Annotated in this window: 16 protein-coding genes; 12 read left to right on the forward strand and 4 right to left on the reverse strand. The window is 69.0% G+C overall.

Going from position 1 to position 22,785, the window contains the following annotated elements; all coding sequences use genetic code 11:
• Positions 1–539: 539 nt before the first annotated feature.
• A complete protein-coding gene (locus AC1DCJ_RS18845) occupies positions 540–1,091 on the reverse strand; it encodes a Dps family protein (protein ID WP_038686762.1) in 552 nt (183 codons plus the stop codon).
• An 89-nt stretch (positions 1,092–1,180) separates the two neighbouring features.
• Between AC1DCJ_RS18845 and hrpA the strand changes: the two genes are divergently transcribed.
• A complete protein-coding gene (hrpA, locus tag AC1DCJ_RS18850; RefSeq protein ID WP_478071662.1) occupies positions 1,181–5,281 on the forward strand; it encodes an ATP-dependent RNA helicase HrpA in 4,101 nt (1,366 codons plus the stop codon).
• 31 nt (positions 5,282–5,312) lie between these two features.
• On the opposite strand, the gene AC1DCJ_RS18855 is transcribed toward hrpA, so the two are convergent.
• Positions 5,313–5,837, reverse strand: coding sequence for a hypothetical protein (locus AC1DCJ_RS18855; protein WP_478071663.1), 525 nt, complete (start codon positions 5,835–5,837; stop codon positions 5,313–5,315).
• Between the two features lie 154 nt (positions 5,838–5,991).
• On the opposite strand from AC1DCJ_RS18855, the gene AC1DCJ_RS18860 reads away from it, so the two are divergent.
• The 7 genes from AC1DCJ_RS18860 (at position 5,992) to tsaB (ending at position 17,047) form a co-directional block, all read left to right on the forward strand.
• Positions 5,992–8,145 (forward strand): RelA/SpoT family protein, encoded by a 2,154-nt coding sequence (locus tag AC1DCJ_RS18860; protein ID WP_141057561.1) that lies wholly within the window; start codon positions 5,992–5,994, stop codon positions 8,143–8,145.
• Positions 8,146–8,174: 29 nt separating this feature from the next.
• Complete coding sequence (locus AC1DCJ_RS18865) at positions 8,175–9,728, forward strand: hypothetical protein (RefSeq protein WP_478071664.1); 1,554 nt, start codon at positions 8,175–8,177, stop codon at positions 9,726–9,728.
• A gap of 71 nt (positions 9,729–9,799) precedes the next feature.
• Positions 9,800–10,765 carry a glycosyltransferase family 2 protein gene (locus AC1DCJ_RS18870; RefSeq protein WP_478071665.1) on the forward strand — a complete coding sequence of 322 codons (966 nt, stop codon included), beginning with the start codon at positions 9,800–9,802 and terminating at the stop codon, positions 10,763–10,765.
• A gap of 96 nt (positions 10,766–10,861) precedes the next feature.
• Positions 10,862–13,303, forward strand: coding sequence for a penicillin-binding protein 1B (mrcB, locus tag AC1DCJ_RS18875; RefSeq protein WP_478071666.1), 2,442 nt, complete (start codon positions 10,862–10,864; stop codon positions 13,301–13,303).
• 22 nt (positions 13,304–13,325) lie between these two features.
• Positions 13,326–13,856: a tetratricopeptide repeat protein gene (locus AC1DCJ_RS18880; protein WP_038686773.1), complete on the forward strand. Its 531-nt coding sequence runs from the start codon at positions 13,326–13,328 to the stop codon at positions 13,854–13,856.
• A gap of 414 nt (positions 13,857–14,270) precedes the next feature.
• Positions 14,271–16,334, forward strand: a complete 2,064-nt coding sequence (locus AC1DCJ_RS18885) for an ATP-dependent DNA helicase (protein WP_478071667.1) — start codon at positions 14,271–14,273, stop codon at positions 16,332–16,334.
• A 5-nt stretch (positions 16,335–16,339) separates the two neighbouring features.
• Complete coding sequence (gene tsaB / locus AC1DCJ_RS18890; protein ID WP_478071668.1) at positions 16,340–17,047, forward strand: tRNA (adenosine(37)-N6)-threonylcarbamoyltransferase complex dimerization subunit type 1 TsaB; 708 nt, start codon at positions 16,340–16,342, stop codon at positions 17,045–17,047.
• Positions 17,048–17,217: 170 nt separating this feature from the next.
• Here tsaB and AC1DCJ_RS18895 read toward each other — a convergent pair whose 3' ends face one another.
• Together AC1DCJ_RS18895 and gshB are read right to left on the reverse strand one after the other, a co-directional pair.
• Positions 17,218–18,105 carry a TonB family protein gene (locus AC1DCJ_RS18895; protein WP_313423012.1) on the reverse strand — a complete coding sequence of 296 codons (888 nt, stop codon included), beginning with the start codon at positions 18,103–18,105 and terminating at the stop codon, positions 17,218–17,220.
• The gene (gene gshB / locus AC1DCJ_RS18900) at positions 18,102–19,052 is read right to left on the reverse strand and encodes a glutathione synthase (protein WP_038686781.1); all 951 of its coding nucleotides are present in this window, start codon (positions 19,050–19,052) and stop codon (positions 18,102–18,104) included. The genes AC1DCJ_RS18895 and gshB overlap by 4 nt, the downstream gene beginning before the upstream one ends.
• Positions 19,053–19,299: 247 nt before the next feature.
• On the opposite strand from gshB, the gene pilG reads away from it, so the two are divergent.
• Genes pilG through AC1DCJ_RS18920 form a run of 4 tightly spaced genes read left to right on the forward strand, consistent with a single transcriptional unit; the run spans position 19,300 to position 22,692 of the window.
• Entirely contained in the window at positions 19,300–19,701 is a 402-nt protein-coding gene (pilG, locus tag AC1DCJ_RS18905) for a twitching motility response regulator PilG (RefSeq protein WP_017356958.1), read from the forward strand.
• Positions 19,702–19,718: 17 nt separating this feature from the next.
• Complete coding sequence (locus AC1DCJ_RS18910; RefSeq protein ID WP_141057568.1) at positions 19,719–20,081, forward strand: response regulator; 363 nt, start codon at positions 19,719–19,721, stop codon at positions 20,079–20,081.
• Positions 20,081–20,611 carry a chemotaxis protein CheW gene (locus tag AC1DCJ_RS18915; protein WP_137191661.1) on the forward strand — a complete coding sequence of 177 codons (531 nt, stop codon included), beginning with the start codon at positions 20,081–20,083 and terminating at the stop codon, positions 20,609–20,611. Before AC1DCJ_RS18910 ends, AC1DCJ_RS18915 begins: the two co-directional genes overlap by 1 nt.
• Positions 20,612–20,655: 44 nt before the next feature.
• A complete protein-coding gene (locus tag AC1DCJ_RS18920; protein WP_137191660.1) occupies positions 20,656–22,692 on the forward strand; it encodes a methyl-accepting chemotaxis protein in 2,037 nt (678 codons plus the stop codon).
• Positions 22,693–22,785 lie beyond the last annotated feature (93 nt).

A 22,785-nucleotide genomic window follows, 5' to 3' on the forward strand; every position in this document is an offset into this window, starting at 1 on the left:
GCGAGGGTTCCAGCCCCTTGCCGGGACACGCCGTAAATCCATCCCTGGAGGCTCGTGGGCGCCATCCATGGCGCCCAACGGTCCCGCCAACCCACCCACCCCACGCCCCGACAGTCTTCCGGCGCGTATGGGGGGTAGAGCTGAAGGCAAAGGCGGAGCCGAGGGCAGAGGCTGAGCCAATGGCAAAGGCAGAGCCAATGGCAAAGGCAGAGGCAGAGGCAGAGGCAAGGGCAAAAGGCAGAGGCAAAGGCAAAGGCAGAGCAGAAGCCAGAGCCAGAGCCGGATTTCTTTCCCCAATCGCTGGAAAAGGGGCCCAAAACGCAGAACAGGCGCCACCGGGCGCCTGTTCTGCATGCTTCCATCTCTTCCCAACCGCCGGATGCACAAATCCATCTGGGCGAGGGTTCCAGCCCCTTGCCGGGACCGTTGGGCGCCATGGATGGCGCCCACGAGCCTCCAAGGATGGATTTACGGCGTGTCCCGGCAAGGGGCTGGAACCCTCGCCGCGCGCAGATAACAGAAGCGCAAACGCTTTGCTGTTACTGCAGCAAGGACCGCAACATCCAGGCGTACTTCTCGTGCGTCTGCAGGCGCTGGGTCATCAGATCTTCGGTGGGGGCGTCGTCGGCGTCGTCGGCCACGTCCAGCACCTTGCGCGCCGTCCGGCACACCGCCTCGTTGGCGGCCACCAACTGGCGTACCATCTCACGCCAGTCCGCACTGTCGGTCAGGCCCGGCTCCTCGGCGATCGAGGTCAGGGCCGCGAACTCGCGGTAGGAGCCCGGGGCATTGAAGCCCAATGCGCGGATACGTTCAGCGACGTCGTCCAGGGCTGCCCACTGCTCGGTGTACTGGGTCTCGAACATGGTGTGCAGCGAGTTGAACATCGACCCGGTGACATTCCAATGGAAGTTGTGCGTCTTCAGGTAGAGCGTGAACGCATCGGCCTGGAACGATGCCAGCCCATCGGCAATCTTCTTGCGATCGCCTTCCTTGATCCCGATATCGATATTCGGGGCCGAAGGGGCGGCCGACGCCAGCTTCTGCTTACCGGTCTGGGTCTTCTTCACCGGTGTCTTGGTCTTCGCCATGGGGGTGATTCTCCTTGTGGAATGGATGGCCTTCACAATAGATCAGACTAACCTTTCAGTAGTAATCAAAGTTCTAACCGATTCGATTGATGAGCACTATCGACAAACAATCTGCTTCCCGCCTGCGCCAACAACGCGCCGCGATCGACGCTGGCATGAGCCGTGACCGTGGTCGCCTGCTCGGCCTGCTCTCGCGTTGCCAGTCCAAGCCCAACGATGCCGGCGTGGCCGCCGCGTTCGAACAGGCCCTGCAGGCCTCGGTGCAGCGGCGCGAAAGCCGCGCCCGCCACCTGCCATCAATCAGTCTGGACGACAGCCTGCCGATTGCGCGTGAAGCCGAACGCATCACCGCCCTGATCCGCGACCACCAGGTCGTGGTGATCGCCGGTGAAACCGGCTCGGGCAAGACCACCCAGCTGCCCAAGCTGTGCCTGGCCGCCGGTCGCGGCGTGGCCGGCATGATCGGCTGCACCCAGCCGCGACGGATTGCCGCACGTGCGGTGGCCACCCGCGTCGCGCAGGAGCTCAAATCCGAACTGGGCACGGTGGTGGGCTACCAGGTGCGCTTCACCGACCGCGTCGGCGACGACACCCGCATCAAGTTCATGACCGACGGCATCCTGCTGGCTGAAATCAGCAGCGACCGCTATCTGTCCCAGTACGACACCATCATTGTCGACGAGGCACACGAACGCAGCCTCAACATCGACTTCCTGCTGGGCTACCTCAAGCAGCTGCTGCACAAGCGCCCGGACCTGAAGCTGATCGTCACCTCGGCGACCATCGACACCTCGCGTTTCGCCGAGCATTTCAACGATGCGCCGGTGATCAGCGTCGAAGGCCGCACCTTCCCGGTGGAGGTGCGCTACCGTCCGCTGGAAGGCGAGGGCGGGGGTGACAAGGAGGGCGGGCGCGATGGCGAGCGCACCGTCAACGAGGCCATCGTGGCCGCGGTGGACGAGATCACCCGCATCGATCCGCGTGGCGACATCCTGATGTTCTTCCCCGGCGAACGCGAGATCCGCGACGCGCACCAGGCGCTGGAGCGGCGCAAGTACCGCGAAACCGAGGTGCTGCCGCTGTATGCGCGGCTGTCGGTGAAGGACCAGGACGAAGTCTTCAACCCCGGCAGCAAGCGCCGCATCGTGCTGGCCACCAACGTGGCCGAAACCTCGCTGACGGTGCCGCGTATCCGCTACGTGGTCGATCCTGGCCTGGCGCGGGTGAAGCGCTACAGCCCGCGCCAGAAACTGGACCGGCTGCATATCGAACCGGTGTCCCAGGCCAGCGCCAACCAGCGCAAGGGCCGTTGCGGGCGCGTGTCCGAAGGTATCTGCTACCGGCTGTACTCGGAAGCCGATTTCCAGTCGCGCGATGCATTCACCGATCCGGAAATCCGCCGGTCCAGCCTGTCCGGGGTAATCCTGCGGATGCTGCAGCTGGGCCTGGGCCGGATCGAGGATTTCCCGTTCCTGGAGGCGCCCGATGAGCGCGCCATCGCCGACGGCTGGCAGCAGCTGGGCGAACTGGGCGCGGTGGACGACCAGCGCCGGCTGACCCCGGTCGGGCGGCAGATGGCGCGGTTGCCGGTGGACGTCAAGCTGGCGCGGATGCTGGTGGCCGCGCAGGCCCAGGGCTGCCTGCGGCCGATGCTGGTGATCGCTTCGTTCCTGGGCATCCAGGACCCGCGCGAGCGCCCGCCCGAAGCCCGTGGCGCGGCCGATACCGCGCACGCGCTGTTCGCCGATGGGCGGTCGGAATTCGTGGGCGTGCTGCGCCTGTGGGATGGCTACCGGCAGGCCCACGAGGACCTCACCCAGTCCAAGCTGCGGGGCTGGTGCGAGCGGCATTTCCTGGGCTTCCTGCGCATGCGCGAATGGCGCGAACTGCATCGCCAGTTGCGCGTGCTGTGCGAGGAACTGGGCTGGACCGAAGAACCGGCGGCCAGTGCGCTGGAGCCGTTGCTGGCCGGTTCGTCGGCGCCTGCCCCGGTGCGCGATGACGAAGCCAAGGCCAAGGTGACGCGCGGCCAGCAGCACCGCGCCGCGCGCCTGGCCCGCGAGGGCAAGAGCGAGCCGGCCGCCCCGGCGCCAGCCACTGCGCCGGTCGTGGAGGGCCGCGATGCGCGCAGTGCCTTCAGCGAGAAGGTGCGTGCCGCTGCCTACCAGACCCTGCACCGTGCGCTGATTGCCGGGCTGCCCACGCAGATCGGCCATCGCAGCGACAAGGGCGATTTCCTCGCGCCGCGCCAGCGCCGCTTCCTGCCGTTCCCCGGCTCGGTGCTGGCCAAGCGGCCGCCGCCGTGGCTGCTTACCGCCACCCTGCTGGACACGCAGAAGATCTGGGGCCTCACCAACGCGGCGATCGAGCCGGACTGGGTGATCGCCGAGTTGCCGCACCTGCTGCTGCGCAAACACTTCGACCCGCACTGGTCGCGTGCGCAGGGCCAGGTGCTGGCGTCGGAGCAGATCAGCCTGTTCGGGCTGGTACTGGCACCGAAGAAGCCGGTGCACTACGGCCGCATCGCGCCCGGCGAGGCGCACGACATCTTCGTCCGCCAGGGCTTGGTGACCGGCGAGATCAACACCCGCGCCAGCGTCATCGCCGACAACCTCACCGTGCTGGAACAGGCGCGCGAGGAAGAGGCCAAGCTGCGCCGGGCCGGTATCGTTGCCGACGAAACCTGGCAGGCGCGCTGGTACCTGGACCGGGTGCCGTCGGAGATCCACTCGGCCACCGCGCTGGATACCTGGTGGAAGGGCCTGACCCCGGAGAAGCGGCATGGCCTGGCCTGGTCGCTGGCCGACCTGTTGCCCGGCGAAGGCAGCGATGCCGAACGCTATCCCAAGTACCTGCCGCTGGGCGACGCACGCCTGGCGCTGCACTATCGCTTCGAGCCGGGCAGCGACGACGATGGCGTCAGCCTGGACGTGCCGCTGCACCTGCTCAACGCGCTCGATGCCGCGCGCCTGTCGTGGCTGGCCCCGGGCTTCGTCGCCGACAAGGCATCGGCGTTGATCCGCAGCCTGCCCAAGGCAATGCGCCGCAACTACGTGCCGGCCCCGGATTTCGGGCGCGCGTTTGCCGAAGCGTTCGGCGACCCGAGCGCCGACGACATCCGTGGCGAGCTGGCGCGGTTCCTGTCGCGGGCCACCGGTGCACAGGTGGCGGCCACCGATTTCGACCTGACCGCGCTGGACACCCACCTGCACATGAACCTGCGGCTGTTCGACGCGCAGGGCAAGTTGCTGGCCAGTGCACGCGACCTGGATGCACTGCGCGCACGCTTTGGCGGGCAGGCCGGCGAGGCGTTTGCCGCCCGCGCCGGGCGCGCGCTGGCGGTGGAAGGCCTGCGCGATTTCCCGGCCACGCCGATCCCGTTGCAGGTGCCGGGCGAAGCCGGCGTTCCCGCCTACCCGGCGCTGGTGGATACCGGCGAAAGTGCGGCGCTGCGGATCTTCGCCGACCGCAACGAAGCGGCCGAGCAGCACACGCACGGCGTCCGTCGCCTGTTCGACATTGCCCTGGCCGACAAGGCCAAGCAGGCCCGCAAGCAGCTGCCCGTGCCGCCCAAGACCGGGCTGCTGTACGCCGCCATCGAATCGCAGGAGCGCCTGCGCGGCGACCTGGTGGATGCCGCCTTGAACGCGGTGCTGGCCGACGGCCTGGGCGATATCCGCGACCCGGCGGCCTTTGCGCAGCGCCGCGATGCGGCCGGCAAGGGGTTGTTCGCCGAGGCGATGGCGCGCCTGAAGCTGGCCGAGAACATCCTGGCCCACGTTGCCGAGCTCAAGCCGTCGCTGCAGTCCACGCTGATGGGCTGGGCGCGCGGCAACCTGGACGACCTGGAACAGCAGCTGGCCGGGTTGGTCCACCCGGGGTTCCTGCGCGATACCCCGGCCGATGCACTGGCCCAGTACCCGCGCTACCTGCGCGCGATGATCCTGCGCAGCGAACGGGCCAAGCGCGATCCACCGCGTGACCAGGCACGCATGCTGGAACTGCGGCCGTTCATCGACGCGTTGGCCGATGCCGATCGCCGCGGCCTGCGCCAACGCCCGCAATGGCAGGCGCTGCGTTGGGACCTGGAGGAACTGCGGGTGTCGTTGTTCGCACAGGAACTGGGGGCCAAGACCGGCATTTCGGCCAAGAAGCTGGCGCAGCGAATGGACGCATTGCGCCAGCTTTGAGCACGCCCCCGCGCCCGGGTCGACGCCCCGCCTACTTGGTGCGGCGGACCTTGGCGCGGGTGTTCACCCCGTCCACGCGGAGGTACCAGACGCCCAGCAGGCCGGGGCTGATGGACACCGTCGGATTGGTCTTGCGCACGCCGGAGAGCACGGTGTCATCGCTCTGTTCCCATTCCTGACCATTGGCCAGGAGGAATTTGCGCGCCTTGCCAAAGCCACGGAACTCGCCCTGCAGGGTGCTGGTGATCGGCTCGTTGCTGCCGAAGTCGAAGAAGCCGCGGTTCTTGACGATGACTTCCTGACGGCCTTCCTCACGCGCCTGTTCGCGGACCTGCTCGCGCGTATCGGCGGCCACCGCCGCCACCTTGCCCTGCAGCCAGCCGTTGAGCGCGGTCAGTTCGGCCGGGCTGAGCTTGTCCAGGCCGGCGGCCTTGAACTCGGCCGGCGACATCTGCTGCTGCAGGTCACCCTCGACCACGCGCTGGGCAAGTGCCGGGCTGGCCAGGCTCAACAGGACGGCCGCACTGGCCAGCAGGCGAAGACGCGAAAAGCGCATGGCAGATCTCCTTGGGTTTGCCGCAGTGTAGGGCCAGCGGGGTGGTGTTGGCGCGGGCCGGGCATGAAGACATGCGGGCTAATGCGGTGGTTTTGATTGTCCGCGACCGGCCTCGGCGCTAGTGTAGGGGTCTCTGTCTTGCCTGCACGATGCTGTGAACCGCGCTTCTGTCCCCGGCCTGGATGCCTTGTTGAACCGACCCTCGGCGGCCTCGCTGCCGCCCGCCCTGCGCGAGGCGCTGCTGCAGCGCTGGCAGCTGCCCGATGCCGACGGGCAGATGCACTCCAGCTGGCCGGTGCTGGCAGATACGCTGGATTCGCTGGCGCTGCTGTCGGCCGATGAAAGCGCGTTGCTGGCCACGCTGTTGTTCGACCTGCCCTGGTTGCGCGCCGGCCTGGATACCCTGCCGCTGGGGACGCTGAAGCCGGCCGTGGCCGGCCTGCTGGACGGCCAGGATGCGGCTGACCAGGTCTGGGCACTGCACGCCGGGCGCGATGCCGGGCGCAACAGCGAAGGCCTGCGCCGGCTGCTGTTGTCGATCATCCAGGACCTGCGGGTAGTGCCCATCCTGCTCGCGCGGCAACTGGCGCGCATGCGCGGTGCCGACCGCCTGCCCGAGGAAGAGCGCCGCGCACTGGCCCAGCTGACCCGCGACATCCATGCCCCGTTGGCCAACCGGTTGGGCATCTGGCAGCTCAAGTGGGAACTGGAAGACCTGGCCTTCCGCCACCTGGAACCGGACACCTACCGCCGCATCGCGCGCGAAGTGGACGAGACCCGGCTGGCGCGCGAACGCTACGTCGAGACGGTCAAGAAGGTGCTGTCGCGCGAACTGCTCGCCCAGGGCATCAACGCGGAGGTCAGTGGCCGCCCGAAGCACATCTACAGCATCTGGCGGAAGATGCAGAAGAAGAAGCTCGCCTTCGAGCAGCTCTACGACATCCGCGCGGTGCGCGTGATGGTGCAGGACGTGGCCGCCTGCTACGCCGCGCTGGGCGTGGTGCATTCGCTGTGGGCGCCGGTGCCGAGCGAGTTCGACGATTACATTGCCCGGCCCAAGGCCAATGACTACCGCTCGCTGCATACGGCGGTGATCGGGCCGGACGGGCGCACCATCGAAGTGCAGATCCGCAGCCACGACATGCATGCCCAGGCCGAACTGGGCGTGGCCGCGCACTGGCGCTACAAGGAAGGCAGCAAGGGCGCGGAAAAGGCGTTCGACCGCAAGATCACCTGGATGCGGCAGCTGCTGGAACACGCCCAGGACAGCCCCGCCGGTGAACTGGCCGGTGCCCTGGATGCCGAGCTCACCGAAGATCGGGTGTATGCGCTGAGCCCCAAAGGCGAGGTGATGGATCTGCCGCAGGGCGCCACCCCGCTGGATTTCGCGTACCACGTGCACACCATGGTCGGGCACCGCTGCCGCGGGGCCAAGGTCAACGGCCGCATCGTGCCGCTGACCTACCGGTTGCGCAGCGGCGACCGCGTGGAAATCCTGACCTCCAAGGAAGCCGACCCGCGCCGCGACTGGCTGCTGGCGTCCAACGGATTCCTGGCCAGCAACCGCTCGCGCGACAAGGTGCGCGGCTGGTTCCACAAGCTCGATCGCGCCCGCAACGTGCAGGCCGGTCGCGACCTGCTCGACCGCGAACTGAAGCGGCTGGGCCTGCAGCATGCCGACCTCGCCGTGGCGGCGAAGAAATTCCATGCCGACAGCGTGGACGACCTGTACATCCAGGTGGCGCTGGGCGACACCGGCCCCAACCAGGTCAGCCGTGCGCTGCTGGAAGCCGAGCGCGCCGCCAGCCAGCCCGCTGCCCCGGCATTGCCGCGCCCGACCGCGCGCCGCGACAGCCTGGGCAAATCCAAATTCACCGTGCAGGGCGTGGGCAACCTGCTGGTGCAGCTGGCACGCTGCTGCCAGCCGGTGGCCGGCGAACCGATCGTCGGCTACCTCACCCGCACCCGCGGCGTCACCGTGCACCGCACCGACTGCGCCGCGCTGGCGCGGTTGTCGGCGGCCAGCCCGCAGCGGATCCTGCCGGTGGAGTGGGGCCAGGCCGGCGGTGGCTATGAAGTGGACGTGGTGGTCGACGCGGTCGACCGCCGCTGGCTGCTCAAGGACATCACCAACCTGATCGCGCAGGAAGATGCATACGTGCTGGATATCCACAGCGACAACGTGCGCAACAGCGGGCGCGCGCATCTGCGCCTGCGCCTGAAGGTCAGCGACTACGGCCAGCTGTCCACGCTGCTGGGCAAACTGGATGCGCTGCCCGGCGTCAGCGATGCCCGGCGTCTAGGCTGACATCACGTGACAGCGGCTAGGCTCAGCGGATGAGCCGTCATTCCGACCGCGAGGACGCCGTCCACCCCGCGCTGCGCCGGGTGCGCCGCGAAGGGCGTTGGTGGTGGCTGCAGGCGCGGCATGCACGCCGCGTGTGGCGCTGGGCGCTGCTGGTGGCGGTGCTGCTGTTCGTGGCACTGGTGCTACTGCGGCGTCCCTTGGCCAACTGGTTCTGGAACGAACCCCAGATCGAACAGCTGCTGGACCAGGGCGACCGCGCGCTGGCCGCCGGTCGCCTGAGCGCAGCCGATGGCAGCGGCGCACGTGAGTGGTACCAGGCCGCACTGGCGTTGGACGGCGATCGCAGCCAGGCCCGCACTGGCCTGGCCCGCACGGCGCAGGCGGCGCTGCAGCAGGCACGCGATGCGCTCGACGCCGGCGACCTGGACGCCGCACGGCATGCGTTGGCGCTGGCGCGCGACCTGCAGGTGCCGCAGCGCGATGCTGATCAACTGGCGCAGCAGCTGCGGCAACGTGGCAGCGCCCACGCCGGCATTGCGGTGTTGCTGGGGCGCGCCGAAGCGGCACTGCAGGCGCAGCGCCTGGATGACGGCCCGGACAGTGCGCTGCCGTTGTTCCAGCAGGTGCTGGCGGTGGCACCCAACCAGCTGCGTGCGCTGGAGGGACGCGAAGATGCATTGTCCGACCTGCTGCTGCAGGCGCGCAGTGCCTGCGCCAGCGGTGACCTGGCCATGGCCGCGACCCTGCTTGGCAGCGCCCGCCGCTACGACCCCGGGCATGTGGACCTGCCGCAGACCGAGGCGCAGTTCAATGCAGCGCTGGAACAGGCACTCGGCCGCGCCGACCGGGATCTGGCGCGTGGCCGCGTGGACGCGGCGTGGGCAGGTTACCGCGCGGTAGCGTCCGCCGTGCCCGGCCATCCGCGCGCCCAGGCCGGGCTGCGCGAACTGGCCGATCGCCAGGCCCGCCACGCCACGCGCCTGGCCGGTGATTTCCGCTTTGCGCAGGCCAGCCAGGCCTTGGATAAAGCGATGGCGATCGATCCGCAGGCCCCGTCACTGGCCGCCGCGYGCACCGCCATCGAGCAGGCCCGGCATGCCCAGCAGGCGTTGCGCGCGCCGCCGTCGACCCGCAGCAAGGGCGAACTGCGGGTGCTGCTGGAGCGTTTCGAACAGGCGCAGGCACGCGGCGACTGGCTGCTGCCGCCGGGCCGCAGCGCATTCGATGCCCTGCGCGCCGCACAGGCGCTGGCCCCCAGCGACCCGGCCGTGCTCGCGGCCGCGCGTCAACTGTTGCCGGTGCTGGTGACGTGCTTTGACGACGAACTGCGGCGCAACCGGGTCCGCGCGGCGGGCGATTGCCTGCAGGCCTGGCAGGCGCTGGCCGCACGCGACAACGAACTGGGCGAGGCGCGACGCCGGCTGGGGCGGCGCTGGCTGGCCATTGGCAGCGAGCGGCTGGGGGCAGGGGACGCGCGCTATGCCCGCGAGGCGCTGCAGCAGGCGGGAGCGTTGGGTGTGCCGGCCAGCGAACTGGAACCGCTGCAGGCGCGGCTGCGCGACGCGGCCACGCTGGAACGCTGAACGCAGCGCACCACCGTGGTCGGGTGGGTCGGCTATAGTGCGGGCGCGTTTTTGCCTGCCTTGTCCTTGGTATGACCCCTCCAGAATCCGCTGCCACCCGCACCCTTCCATCGGCCAGCGGGCGCTCTGCCATCGCCGCTGCCGACATCTGTGCGGTGATCGTCACCTATGCGCCCGAACCGGACCTGCTGACCCAGGTGCTGGACAGCGTGCAGCCCCAGGTGGGCCATGTGGTGGTGTTCGACAACGGCAGCCCCGGCATGGATGTCGTTGCCGGCCTGTCGGGGAGGGAGGCGGTCAGCGTGGTCGCCTCGGTATCCAACGTGGGGCTGGCGGCGGCGCTGAACCGTGCGATCGAACGCGCACGCGCACTGGGTTTCGGCCACGTGCTGTTGATGGACCAGGACAGCGTGCTCGATGCGGGCATGGTGGCCACCCTGGCGCAGGCCCTGGCCACGCTGTCGCAGCAGGGGCCGGTGGCAGCCGTGGGGCCGCAGTTCGTGGATGCGCGCAGCGGCCGGCCGGCGCCCTTCGTGCGGATGGGCTTTCCGCTCAACGACAAGGACTACGGCGGCCCGGGGCAGACCGTCTCCTGCGATTTCCTGATCACCTCCGGCTCGCTGATTCCGCTGACGATGCTGGACCGGGTCGGTGGCATGGACGAAGCGCTGTTCATCGACAACATCGACATGGACTGGTGCTTCCGGGCCAAGGCGGCCGGGCTGGCCCTGTATGGCGTGTGCGACGCGCAGATGCACCATCGCATCGGCGAACAGCTGCGTGCCTCGCGGGTCAAGCGCGATGGGGTGGTGGTGCACAAGCCGTTCCGGCTGTACTACATCATGCGCAACCGGGTGCTGCTGTACCCGCGCGCCAGCACGCCGCGGGTGTGGGTGGCCCAGGACCTGCCGCGGCTGGTGCTCAAGCTGATCGGCAATGGGCTGTTCATCGCGCCCCGCTGGATTCGGCTGCGGTTCATGTGCCGGGGGCTGTGGGACGGCGTGCGCGGTCGCAGCGGTCCCATGCCAACGCCCTGACGCTTGCTGTAGTGCGCCGGAACGGGCGCCACGGCGATGCCGCCGGCGCTGGTGTGCTGCGTTAGACTGCGCCGAGCCCACTGTTTCCCGATGCCCGTGCCCCGACGCTACGATACCGACGACACCGACGAGTTCGACGACGACACCGACAGCCGCGGCCCGCTGTGGCGGCGTCGGCTGATCACCTGGGGGATGGCCGCAGTCGCGCTGTCCCTGGGCTTCCTGATTCCCTATACGGTCTATCTGAACAAGCAGGTCACCCAGCGTTTCGGTGAGCTGCGCTGGCAGATCCCGACCCGGGTGTATGCCCGCCCTCTGGCCTTGGCGCCGGGCGTGGCGATGGATGCGTCCACCCTCAAGACCGAGCTGGCCGCCGCGGCCTACCGCGATGACGGCACCGGCAAATCGGCGGCCACCTACCAGCAGGAAGGCGGTCGCTTCGTCATTGCCAGCCGCGGCTACAGCGATGTCGATGGCCCGGTGGCCCCGCGCCGCGTCGAGCTGAGCCTGTCCGGCGGGCAGATCGCCTCGCTGCGCGATGCCGACAGCCGCAAGGCACTCAAGGCCGCGCGCCTGGATCCGGCGCGTATCGCCACCCTGTACGGACAGAAGCAGGAAGAACGCCGGCTGGTGCGGATCGAGGAAACTCCCGAACTGCTGGTCACCGGCCTGCAGGCGGTGGAAGACAAGGATTTCAACCGTCACCACGGCATCGACCTGAGCGGCATTGCCCGCGCGATCTGGGTGACCGTGCGTTCCGGTGGCCAGAGCCGCCAGGGCGCGTCCACGCTGACCCAGCAGCTGGCCCGCAGCGGCCTGCTGGGCATCGGCAAGGAACAGACCGTCACCCGCAAATTCAATGAAGTGCTGTACGCGCTGATCATGGAAGCGCGTTACGACAAGCGCACCATCCTGGAGGCCTATCTCAACCAGGTGTACCTGGGCCAGCGTGGCAGCCAGGCCATCCACGGCATGTCGTCCGGTGCCGAGTTCTGGTTTGGCCGCGACCTGTCCTCGCTCAGCACCGAACATGTCGCGCTGCTGATCGGCCTGGTCAAGGGCCCGTCCTACTACGACCCGCGCCGCAATCCCGAACGCGCGCTGGACCGCCGCAACTTCGTGCTGGGCAAGCTGCACGAAAGCCAGTTGATCGACGACGCCGAATACCAGCGTGCGCTGAAGGCGCCGCTCGGCGTGCCCAAGACCCCGGGCCTGATCGCGGCCAACCGGTTCCCGGCCTACGTGGACCTGGTGCGTCGCCAGCTGGGCCACGACTACCCCGAATCGGTGCTGCAAGGTGCCGGCCTGAGCGTGATGACCGGCATGGCGCCGTCGGCCCAGGCCTACGCCGAAGGCGCGGTCACCAAGACGATCAAGTCGCTGGAAAGCAAAAAGCGCCCCGAGCTGCAGGCCGGCATGGTGCTGACCGACGTGCACAACGGTGACGTGCTGGCGGTGGTGGGCAGCCGCGATTTCGCCGAGCCGGGCTTCAACCGTGCCATCGAGGCGCAGCGCCCGGTTGGCTCGCTGCTCAAGCCGTTCGTGTACCTGCTGGCACTGGCCCAGCCCGATCGCTACTCGCTGGCCAGCTGGGTGGACGACTCGCCGGTGACGGTGCAGCTGTCGCGTGGCCGCAACTGGTCGCCCGGCAACGCTGACAACCGCAGCCATGGCACCGTGCGCCTGATCGACGCGCTGGCCCATTCCTACAACCAGGCCACGGTCCGGGTAGGCATGCAGGTCGGCCCGGAGCGCGTGACCCAGCTGATCCACGTGCTGGCCGGGATCAAGGCCGAGCCCAATCCGGCGGTCATCCTCGGCTCCACCGACCAGAGCCCGTATGCGATGGCCCAGCTGTATCAGTTCCTCGCCTCCGGCGGTGAGATCCAGCCGCTGCATGCCGTGCGTGGCGTGCTGGACCCGCAGGGCAAGCTGATGAAGCGCTACGACAAGTCGCCCGCACCGGCCCAGGAAGGTGACTCGATCGCCGCCAACCTGATCAGCATCGGCCTGCAGCAGGTGGTGGCCAGCGGCACCGCGCAACGCTTGAATGCCGACGGCCTGGGCCGCCTGCAGCCGGCCGGCAAGACCGGCACCACCAACGATGGCCGCGACAGCTGGTATGCCGGCTACACCGGCGACCACCTGGCCGTGATCTGGATGGGCAACGACCAGAACGAGCAGGCCGGGCTGTACGGCGCCACCGGTTCGATGCGCGTGTGGTCGAGCATTTTCCAGCGCCTGCCGAGCGCGCCGTTGAAGGTCAGCAGCAAGGGCCTGGACTGGCAGTACGTGGAAGCCAGCGGCACGTCCAGCACCGATGAAAGTTGCCCGGGCGCCCGGCGCTTCCCGTTCGTGGTGGGCTACGCACCGGCGTATGCGCCGTGCGCTCCGCCGCCGGCCGCCCTGCCTGAAGAAGAGGGTGGCGAAGGCAGCACCGAAGGCGGTGGCTGGCGCAGCTGGTTCGGCATGGGCAAGAAGCCGGAGCCGGCCGCCGAGCCGGCGCCGGCACCTGCCACCACTCCCCCAGCGCGATGATTCCGGAGCGAGGCCGGCCCGCATGACTACCCGAACCCTGATCCGTTCCGCCTGCCTGCTCAGCCTGGGCCTGGCACTCACTGCGTGCGTCACCCCGGCACCGCCGGTGAAGGCGCCCGTGGACACCACCACCCCGGCCCAGCGGATGGCGGCCGTGGAAGCGGTGGCCGTGGGGGCCGATGACAAGGAACTGGCCGTGCAGCCGCTGCGCGACGCCGAGATCGAAGACCTGCGCATGACCGCGCAGGTGCGCCGCCAGGCCAACGACCTGCCCGCCGCTGCAGAAGCGTTGAACCAGGCGCTGCTGATCTCCGAAGGCGATCCGTCGATCCTGCAGGAACGCGCCGAAATCGCCTTGCTGCAGGGCGACTGGCCGCGTGCCGAATCGCTGGCGCGCAAGGCCGTCGACCTGGGCTCGAAGACCGGCCCGCTGTGCCGTCGCCACTGGGCCACCATCGAGCAGTCGCGCCTGGCGCGGGGCCAGAAGGAAAACGCCGCCTCCGCGCACGCCCAGCTGGAAGGCTGCACGGTGCCGGGCATCAAGCGGTACTGACCGCAGGCATGCCCCGTAGAGCGGGGCTCTGCCCCGCTGCGCGCAATGCCATCCCCCCGTAGAGCGGGGCTCTGCCCCGCTGCCCGCAATGCCATCCCAACGTAGAGCGGGGCTCTGCCCCGCTGCCCGCAATGCCATCCCAACGTAGAGCGGGGCTCTGCCCCGCTGCACGCAATGCCATCCCCCACGTAGAGCGGGGCTCTGCCCCGCTGCCCTGCACTCGGTGCAGCGGGGCAGAGCCCCGCTCTACGTGGCGTTTGCGTTCCGCGCGCGCAGTCCATGCGGGGGTTACGTTCCGCGTGCGCGCAGTCCATGTGGGGTTAGCGTTCGGCGCGTGCGCGCAGTCCATGTGGGTTTTGCGTTCCGGACGCGCGCGCGATCCATCAGGCGGTTGGCACCCTTTATCATGGGCGCATGTCACGCCTTGCCCATGCCAGCAGCGAAGCCCTCAGCGAGGGCGGGACGCTTGCCAGCCAGTTGGATGCCTTCGTTGCTCGCCCGGCGCAGCTGCGCCTGACCGTTGCCATCGCCGAGGCCTTCGACCAGCGCGACGTGCTGCTGGCCGAGGCCGGCACCGGCACCGGCAAGACCTATGCGTACCTGGTGCCCGCGTTGTTGTCGGGGCTGAAGATCATCATTTCCACCGGCACCCGCGCGCTGCAGGACCAGCTGTACCACCGCGACCTGCCGCGGGTGCGCGCCGCGCTCGGGGTGGGCCACAGCAGTGCGCTGCTCAAGGGCCGTGCGAACTATCTGTGCCGCTACCGCCTGCAGCAGGCCCGTGGCGAACCCCGCTTCAGTTCGCCCGAGCAGGTGGCGCAGTTCCAGCGCATCCTGGCCTGGTCCGGACGCAGCCGCTTCGGCGACATGGCCGAGCTGGAAGCGCTGCCGGAAGACTCGCCGCTGTACCCGATGGTCACCTCCACCGTCGACAACTGCCTGGGCAACGAGTGCCCGTTCTGGGACGACTGCTTCGTGGTGCAGGCGCGCCAGCGTGCGCAGGCGGCCGACGTGGTGGTGGTCAACCACCACCTGCTGCTGGCCGACCTGGCGCTCAAGCAGGAAGGCTTCGGCGAGATCCTGCCCGGCGCGCAGGCCTTCGTGATCGACGAGGCGCACCAGCTGCCGGAACTGGCCGCCAATTTCTTCGGCGAAGGGTTCGGCATGCGGCCGTGGCAGGAACTGGCGCGCGACTGCCTGGCCGAAAGCCGCAGCGTGGCCGGTGCGCAGGCCGCCCTGCAGGTGCCCGCTGCCGCGCTGGAACAGACCCTGCGCGACCTGCGCACCGCCATGGACGGGCTGCCACCGCGCGGCACCCAATGGCGCGCGCTGGCGGTGCCGCAGGTGCGCGATGGCTTCGATGCGGCGATGTCGGCCCTGGTGTCCCTGCGCGACGCGCTGGTGGGCGTGCGCGAGGCATCGCCCGGCCTGGACGCCTGCCACGCGCGGGCGCTGGAAGCCGTAGCGCGGTTGTCGCGCTGGCTCGGCGAAGACGCCCCGATGCTCGATTTCGACGCCGACCCGGAACTGGCCGCACCCCCGGCGGACGTGCTGTGGTACGAACTGACCCCGCGCGGCTTCCGCTGCCAGCGCACCCCGATGGACGTATCCGGGCCGCTGCGCGAGCATCGGCAGCGCTCGATGGCGGCCTGGGTATTCACCTCGGCCACGCTGACCGTGGACGGTGGGTTTGCGCATATTTCGCAGCGGCTGGGGCTGGACGATCCGGTCACCCTGCTGCAGCCCAGCCCGTTCGACTGGGCGACGCAGGCGCTGTGCTACCTGCCCGCCGATCTGCCCGATCCGGCGGCGCGCGGGTTCGGTACCGCCTTGATCCGTGCACTCACCCCGGTGCTGGAGGCATCGCAGGGCAGGGCGTTCCTGCTGTTTGCCTCGCACCGCGCGCTGCGTGAAGCGGCCGAAGCGCTGCGTGATGCACCGTGGCCCCTTTTCGTGCAGGGCGAGGCGCCGCGCGCGACCCTGTTGCAGCGCTTCCGCGAGTCGGGCAACGGCGTGCTGCTGGGCTCGGCCAGTTTCCGCGAGGGCGTGGACGTGGTGGGCGATGCGCTGAGCGTGGTGGTGATCGACAAGCTGCCGTTCGCCGCGCCGGATGATCCGGTGTTCGAGGCGCGGCTGGATGCGATCCGGCGCGACGGCGGCAATCCGTTCCGCGACGAGCAGCTGCCGCAGGCGGTGATCGCGCTCAAGCAGGGCGTCGGGCGGCTGATCCGCAGCGAGACCGACCGTGGCGTGCTGGTGCTGTGCGACCCGCGGCTGCTCAGCCGCGGCTACGGGCGGATCTTCCTGGATTCGCTGCCACCGTTCCGGCGCACCCGCGCGCTGGACGATGTACGCGGCTTCTTTGCGCCACAATGGCCGCCTGACGCGCTGCCCGCGCCACCCGCTGCAGCGGCGGCGCCCGCTCCAGCCCCTGTGTCACCCGCGGCACCCGATGACTTCCCCACTTCCCTGTTCTGACCGCCATGAAACTGCTCGCCTTTGAAACCGCCACCGAAGCCTGTTCCGTCGCCCTGTATGTGGATGGGCAGGTGCGTGAGCGGTTCGAGATCGCCCCGCGCCGCCACGCCGAGCTAAGCCTGCCGTGGGCCGAGGAACTGCTGGCCGACGCCGGCATCGCGCGTTCGCAGCTGGATGCCATCGCGCTCGGGCGCGGCCCCGGCGCGTTCACGGGCGTACGCCTGGCCATTGCCATCGCGCAGGGCATCGCCTTGGCGCTGGACCGCCCGCTGGTGCCGGTGTCCACGCTGCAGGTACTGGCGCTGCGTGCGCCGGCCGGCGCCGACCAGGTGCTCAGCAGCATCGATGCGCGCATGGGCGAGGTGTACGTGGCGCGCCAGGTGCGCGTGGACGGCCAGTGGCAACTGCAGGGCGACGAGATCGTGTGCGCGCCCGAGGCGGTGGTCCTGCCCGCGGGCAGCCGCTGGTTCGGCGTCGGCACCGGCTTCGGCGCTGCCGACGGTCTGCTGGCCACGCGCCTGGCCGATCAGCTCGACGGCGTGGACGCGCAGGCGCTGCCGCGTGCATCGGACCTGCTGACCCTGGCAGTGCCGGCGTTCGCGCGCGGCGAGGGCGTGGCCCCGGAACGTGTCGAACCGGCCTACCTGCGCAACAACGTGGCGCTGACGCTGGTGGAACAGCAAGCCGCCCGCGCCGCCAAGGCCGCCCGGTAGAGCCGACCGTCGGTCGGCTGCCCGCAACACCGGTAGAGCCGACCGTTGGTCGGCTGCCCCGCAATACCGGTAGAGCCGACCGTTGGTCGGCTGCCCCGCAATACCGGTAGAGCCGACCGTTGGTCGGCTGATCCCCCGCATATCCGACCGTCAGTCAGCCGCCCCCACCGTCACCGATCGTCGCGCAACGTACCGCCGGGCAGGAAGGCCCAGGTCCGGGTCACCTGCAGGATCTCCACGCCGTCCTCGGTCTTGGGCAACGGCGGGAACGGCTGGGCCAGGCGGACCACGCGCAGGGCAGCCTCATCCAGCAACGGGGTGCCGCTGCTGCGCAGGATCCGCGCACTCTCCACGCTGCCGTCGCGGCGCACGCCGACGGTGATCACCACCTGCCCACCGAGGCGGCGCTGGCGGGCTTCGTCGGGGTAATTGAGGTTGCCCACGCGCTCGGCGCGGTCCACCCACGCCCGCAGGTAGTTGGCGTAGGCGTATTCCTTGGTGCTGGCCGACACGAACTTGCGGTTCGGGCGCTTGGCGTACTGCGCCGAGCGCAGGTGCACCTCGGCGGCCAGCCGCGCCATTTCGGCGTCGCGCTGCTCGCGCGCGTTCAGCGGGGCCTCCGGCTGCGGGTGCTCGGGCAACGGCTGCGGCTGCGCGCTGGCGACCTGCTCGGTGCTGTTGCGGCTGGACACCACCCGCGTCTGCGGGGGCGGTGGGCTGGCCGCGTCCTGGCGCTGCTGCGGCACCGGCGACAGCCCGGCCTGCGGCTGCGGCACGATCCCGGCCTGGTTGTCGCGCGGGCGCTGGGCCTTGTCGTGGTCGCCGCCGCCCTGCTGGTTGGCCTGGGCCAGGAAATCGGCCTGCTTGGGCGTCAGCGCGGTCTGGGTCTGGCTGAAGATCACCTCCAGCGTGGGCACCAGCGCGGCCTTGTCGGTCACCGCAAAGCCCACCCCCAGGATCAACAGCGCATGCACCAGCAGCGACAGCGCCAGGGTCGCGCCCAGGCGCTGCGATTCGCGCGCCTGCAGCGGCGTCAGCGGTGCAACCGTCGCACTCATCGCGGCAGGCTGGCCTCGATGGCGTCAAACAGCGTGCCGGCGATGTTCAGCCCGAACTGGGCATCCAGCTCGCGCACGCAGGTGGGGCTGGTGACGTTCACTTCGGTGAGGTAGTCGCCGATTACGTCCAGGCCGACAAAGCGCATGCCGCGGCGCTTCATTTCCGGCCCGACCTGGGCGGCGATCCAGCGGTCGCGGTCGCTCAGCGGGCGGCCTTCGCCGCGGCCACCGGCGGCCAGGTTGCCGCGGAATTCGTCGCCCTGCGGGATCCGCGCCAGGCAGTAATCCACCGGCTCGCCGTCGACCAGCAGGATGCGTTTGTCGCCGGCGGTGATGTCCGGAATGAACTTCTGCGCCAGGGCCAGCGTGCGCTCGCCATCGGTCAGGGTTTCCAGGATCACGTTGAGGTTGGGGTCGCCGGTGCCACTGCGGAAGATCGAGCGCCCGCCCATGCCGTCCAGCGGCTTGAGCACGGCCTGGCCGTGTTCGAGCACGAAGGCCTTCAGGTCGGCGTTGCGGCGGCTCACCAGGGTGGGCGGGCAGCACTGCGGGAACAGCAGCGCGGCCAGCTTTTCGTTGAAATCGCGCAGCCCCTGGGGGTCGTTGACCACCAGCGCGCCGGCCTGCTGGGCCACGCTGAGCACATGGGTGTCGTAGATGAATTCGGCATCCACCGGCGGGTCCTTGCGCATCAGCACGACCTGGCCGGGGCCGAACACGGTCTGGCTGAATTCGCCCAGGGTGAACCAGTCAGCCTTGTCCTCGCGGACCTGCAGCGGCGCGGTGCGGGCAACCGCCTGGCCGTCGCGCAGGGCCAGCCCGCCGGGGCTGACGTAGTGCAGGGCGTGGCCGCGGCGCTGGGCTTCCAGCAGCATCGCGAAGGTGGTGTCCTTGGCAATCTTGATATGGGCGATGGGGTCCATCACCACGATGACATTCAACGGCATGGTCGCAACCTGGCGGGCAGGGCGATGATGGTAGCCGCAACCGGGGCCGGTTGCCTGCCCGGCGGGGTGCAACGCTGCGTCCGCCCGGCCCCGGGTTTGCGCAAAACCGGCCGATCCGGCCCGGTCCGACCCGTCTGCGCCTTGGCTGAAGTGGCCGCGCTTGTAGCCTGCGCGGGAAGTGCGATATAGATACGCTTTCGCAGCGACGCCGGACCAAGCAGAAGCGTCGCGCGCCCGGGGAAAGGTAATGACTGAAAACATGGCTGCGGGTGGGGAACTCGCAGGGCTTAGGGTCATGGTCATCGACGATTCGAAGACCATTCGCAGGACCGCCGAAACACTGCTCAAGCGCGAAGGCTGCGAGGTGGTGACCGCGACCGATGGTTTCGAGGCGTTGGCCAAGATCGCCGACCAACAGCCGCAGATCATCTTCGTGGACATCATGATGCCGCGGCTGGATGGCTATCAGACCTGTGCGCTGATCAAGGGCAACCAGCTGTTCAAGTCGACCCCGGTGATCATGCTGTCCTCCAAGGACGGCCTGTTCGACAAGGCGCGCGGGCGCATCGTCGGCTCGGAGCAGTACCTGACCAAGCCATTCACGCGTGAAGAACTGCTGGGTGCCATCCGCACATACGTCAACGCCTGACCAGGGGGAAAGGCACAATGGCTCGAATCGTTCTGATCGAGGATTCACCGACCGACCGCGCGGTGTTCACGCAGTGGTTGACCAAGGCCGGGCACGAAGTACTGGAAGCGGACAACGCCGAGGACGGGCTGGTGCTCGTGCGCGAGCATGTCCCGCAGCTGGTACTGATGGACGTGGTCCTGCCGGGCATGAGTGGCTTCCAGGCCACCCGTGCGATGGCGCGTGATGCGGCCATCAAACATATTCCGGTCGTCATCGTCAGCACCAAGGCGATGGAGACCGACAAGGCGTGGGGGCTGCGCCAGGGGGCGGCCGACTACATCGTCAAGCCGCCGCGCGAGGAGGAACTGATCGCGCGGATCAACCAGTTGGTGGTCTGATGCGTTCTCCTTTCGACATCCTCGAGGCCTACGAGCGGCGCAGCCTGGCCCATGCCGTGCAGCTGCCCGAGCGTCAGTTCGCGCAGGACCTGTGGCGTGGCGTCGGTTACCGCGTGGGCAAGCGCCACCTGGTGTCGGATTTCCGCGAAGTGGTTGAAATCGTGCCGATGCCGCCGATCACCCCGGTGCCCGGCGCACAGCCGTGGCTGCTCGGCGTGGGCAACCTGCGCGGCAACCTGTTCCCGGTGGTGGACCTGAAGTACTTCCTGGAAGGCGAGCGCACCGTGCACCAGGAAGGCCAGCGCGTGTTGATCATGCGCCAGGCCGGCGGCGACGTCGCGCTCACCATCGATGAACTGTTTGGCCAGCGCAGCTTCGACGAGGGCCAGGACATCGCCATTGGCGACCTCGCCAGTGGCCGCTACGCCCACTTCATCGACCGTGCCTTCCACGGCGATGGCCACGATTGGGGCGTGTTCTCGCTGTCGCTGCTGTCGCGCACTCCCGAATTCAGGCAGGCCGCAGCCTGATCGCTGCCGCCTGTCTCACCGTATTTGATGATCGAGGTTGAACGATGAGTACTACTTCGGAATCCGCCAAGGCCGGCAAGCTCGGGTCGGTGGGAACCAATTTCTGGCTCGGCCTGCTGGCCCTGTCGATGATCGTGTTCGGCGTCAACACCGGCGTCGCCACCTGGCAGGGCAGTCGCCTGGCCGGCGCCAGTACCGGCGCGGCCGATCTGCAGGTGTTGTCCCAGCAGCTGGCCAACCAGGGCCGTGAAGCGGTCTCGGGCAACGCCCAGGCGTTCACCGCGTTCAAGGACACCAAGACCCGCATCGAGAGCACGGTGAGCAGCCTGCAGGGCCGCTACGGCTCCGAGGCCAACGTGTCCGGCCCGCTCACCCAGCTCAGCCAGACCTGGGAGCCGCTCGGCAAGAGCGCCGCCCAGCTGGTGGCCAGTGAGCCGGCGGTACTGGCCCTGGCCGGCAACGCCAACAACTTCGTCAACGGCGTGCCGGCACTGCAGGCACAGCTGAACGAAGTGGTGCGCGCGATGTCCGCCGGCGGTGCGCCGGCCTCGCAGGTGTACAACGCGCTGCAGCAGGTGGTGGTGGTGGGCTCGATGGCCCGCCGGGTCACCGAAATGCGCGCCGGCGGTGCCAATGCCGCCGCGGCGGGCGACGCGCTCGCCCGCGACTCGGTGGTGTTCACCCAGGTGTTGGAAGCCCTGCGCAACGGCAACGAAGAACTGGGCATCACCCCGGTGCGCAATGCCGGCGCGTTGGCTGCGCTGGAGCAGTCCCAGAAGCAGTGGGACACCATGAAGAAGGACGCCGACGCGATCCTGGCCAGCTCGCGCCAGCTGTTCTCGGCGCAGTCCTCGGCCGCCGCGCTGACCGGCGGTGCCACCCGCATGCTGGACGACAGCAAGAAGCTGTTTGAAGCCTTCTCCTCGTTCGGTTCGGTGCGCGACACGCGCCTGTTCCCGAACTTCTGGCTGGGCGTGATTTCCGGCGCGCTGTCGCTGATCGCCATCATCGGCTTCGTCAGCAGCACCGTGCGCAGCCGGTCGCGCGAGCAGGACCTGCGTTACCAGACCCAGGTGGAATTCAACAGCCGCAACCAGCAGGCCATCATGCGGCTGCTGGACGAAATCAGCTCGCTGGGTGAAGGCGACCTGACGGTGAAGGCCTCGGTGACCGAGGACATGACCGGCGCGATCGCAGACGCCATCAACTACGCCGTGGACGAACTGCGCCACCTGGTGACCACCATCAACGACACCTCGGCCAAGGTCGCGCTGTCCACCCAGGAAACCCAGGCCACGGCCATGCAGCTGGCCGAAGCGGCCGGCCACCAGGCCAACCAGATCACCTCGGCATCGGACCGCATCGGCGAAATCGCCTCGAGCATCGAACAGGTGTCGCGCAACTCGGCCGAGTCGGCCGACGTGGCACAGCGCTCGGTGGTGATCGCCGCCGAAGGTGCCGGCGTGGTCCGCGAGACCATCCAGGGCATGGACCAGATCCGCGACCAGATCCAGGAAACCTCCAAGCGCATCAAGCGCCTGGGCGAATCCTCGCAGGAGATCGGCTCGATCGTGGAACTGATCAACGACATTTCCGAACAGACCAACATCCTGGCGTTGAACGCCGCGGTGCAGGCGGCCTCGGCCGGTGAGGCCGGCCGTGGTTTCGCCGTGGTGGCCGACGAAGTGCAGCGCCTGGCAGAACGCACCTCCGGCGCGACCCGACGCATTGAAGGCCTGGTCCAGGCCATTCAGGCCGATACCAACGAAGCGGTCAGCTCGATGGAGCAGACCACCGCCGAAGTGGTGTCCGGTGCGCGCCTGGCCGAAGACGCCGGTACCGCGCTGACTGAAATCGAACGCGTGTCCAACGCGCTCAACAACCTCATCAAGAACATCTCGATCGCCGCCCAGCAGCAGTCGTCGGCCGCCTCGGACATCACCCGCACCATGGGCGTGATCCGTCAGATTACCGGCCAGACCTCGCAGGGTGCGGGACAGACCGCCGAGTCGATCGGTCATTTGGCACAGCTGGCGGCCGACCTGCGCCGCTCGGTTGCCGACTTCAAGCTGCCGGCGTGAGCCGCGGGCAGGGCGGAGAGGGAAGGAATCAGCAGATGATGCATCGCGATAAACCACAGCACGACACGCGCGCGCCCCTGCCGGGAGACCTGG

The organism is Stenotrophomonas sp. 10N36 (assembly GCF_056395005.1).

What these genes read in the sequence shown, in the direction of transcription:
- AC1DCJ_RS18895 (WP_313423012.1), bottom strand. Translation starts at nt 18,105, where the DNA reads ATGAGTGCGACGGTTGCACCGCTGACGCCGCTGCAGGCGCGCGAATCG.
- pilG (WP_017356958.1), top strand. Translation starts at nt 19,300, where the DNA reads ATGACTGAAAACATGGCTGCGGGTGGGGAACTCGCAGGGCTTAGGGTC.
- gshB (WP_038686781.1), bottom strand. Translation starts at nt 19,052, where the DNA reads ATGCCGTTGAATGTCATCGTGGTGATGGACCCCATCGCCCATATCAAG.
- AC1DCJ_RS18845 (WP_038686762.1), bottom strand. Translation starts at nt 1,091, where the DNA reads ATGGCGAAGACCAAGACACCGGTGAAGAAGACCCAGACCGGTAAGCAG.
- AC1DCJ_RS18920 (WP_137191660.1), top strand. Translation starts at nt 20,656, where the DNA reads ATGAGTACTACTTCGGAATCCGCCAAGGCCGGCAAGCTCGGGTCGGTG.
- AC1DCJ_RS18915 (WP_137191661.1), top strand. Translation starts at nt 20,081, where the DNA reads ATGCGTTCTCCTTTCGACATCCTCGAGGCCTACGAGCGGCGCAGCCTG.
- AC1DCJ_RS18880 (WP_038686773.1), top strand. Translation starts at nt 13,326, where the DNA reads ATGACTACCCGAACCCTGATCCGTTCCGCCTGCCTGCTCAGCCTGGGC.
- AC1DCJ_RS18910 (WP_141057568.1), top strand. Translation starts at nt 19,719, where the DNA reads ATGGCTCGAATCGTTCTGATCGAGGATTCACCGACCGACCGCGCGGTG.
- AC1DCJ_RS18855 (WP_478071663.1), bottom strand. Translation starts at nt 5,837, where the DNA reads ATGCGCTTTTCGCGTCTTCGCCTGCTGGCCAGTGCGGCCGTCCTGTTG.
- AC1DCJ_RS18870 (WP_478071665.1), top strand. Translation starts at nt 9,800, where the DNA reads ATGACCCCTCCAGAATCCGCTGCCACCCGCACCCTTCCATCGGCCAGC.
- hrpA (WP_478071662.1), top strand. Translation starts at nt 1,181, where the DNA reads ATGAGCACTATCGACAAACAATCTGCTTCCCGCCTGCGCCAACAACGC.
- AC1DCJ_RS18885 (WP_478071667.1), top strand. Translation starts at nt 14,271, where the DNA reads ATGTCACGCCTTGCCCATGCCAGCAGCGAAGCCCTCAGCGAGGGCGGG.
- tsaB (WP_478071668.1), top strand. Translation starts at nt 16,340, where the DNA reads ATGAAACTGCTCGCCTTTGAAACCGCCACCGAAGCCTGTTCCGTCGCC.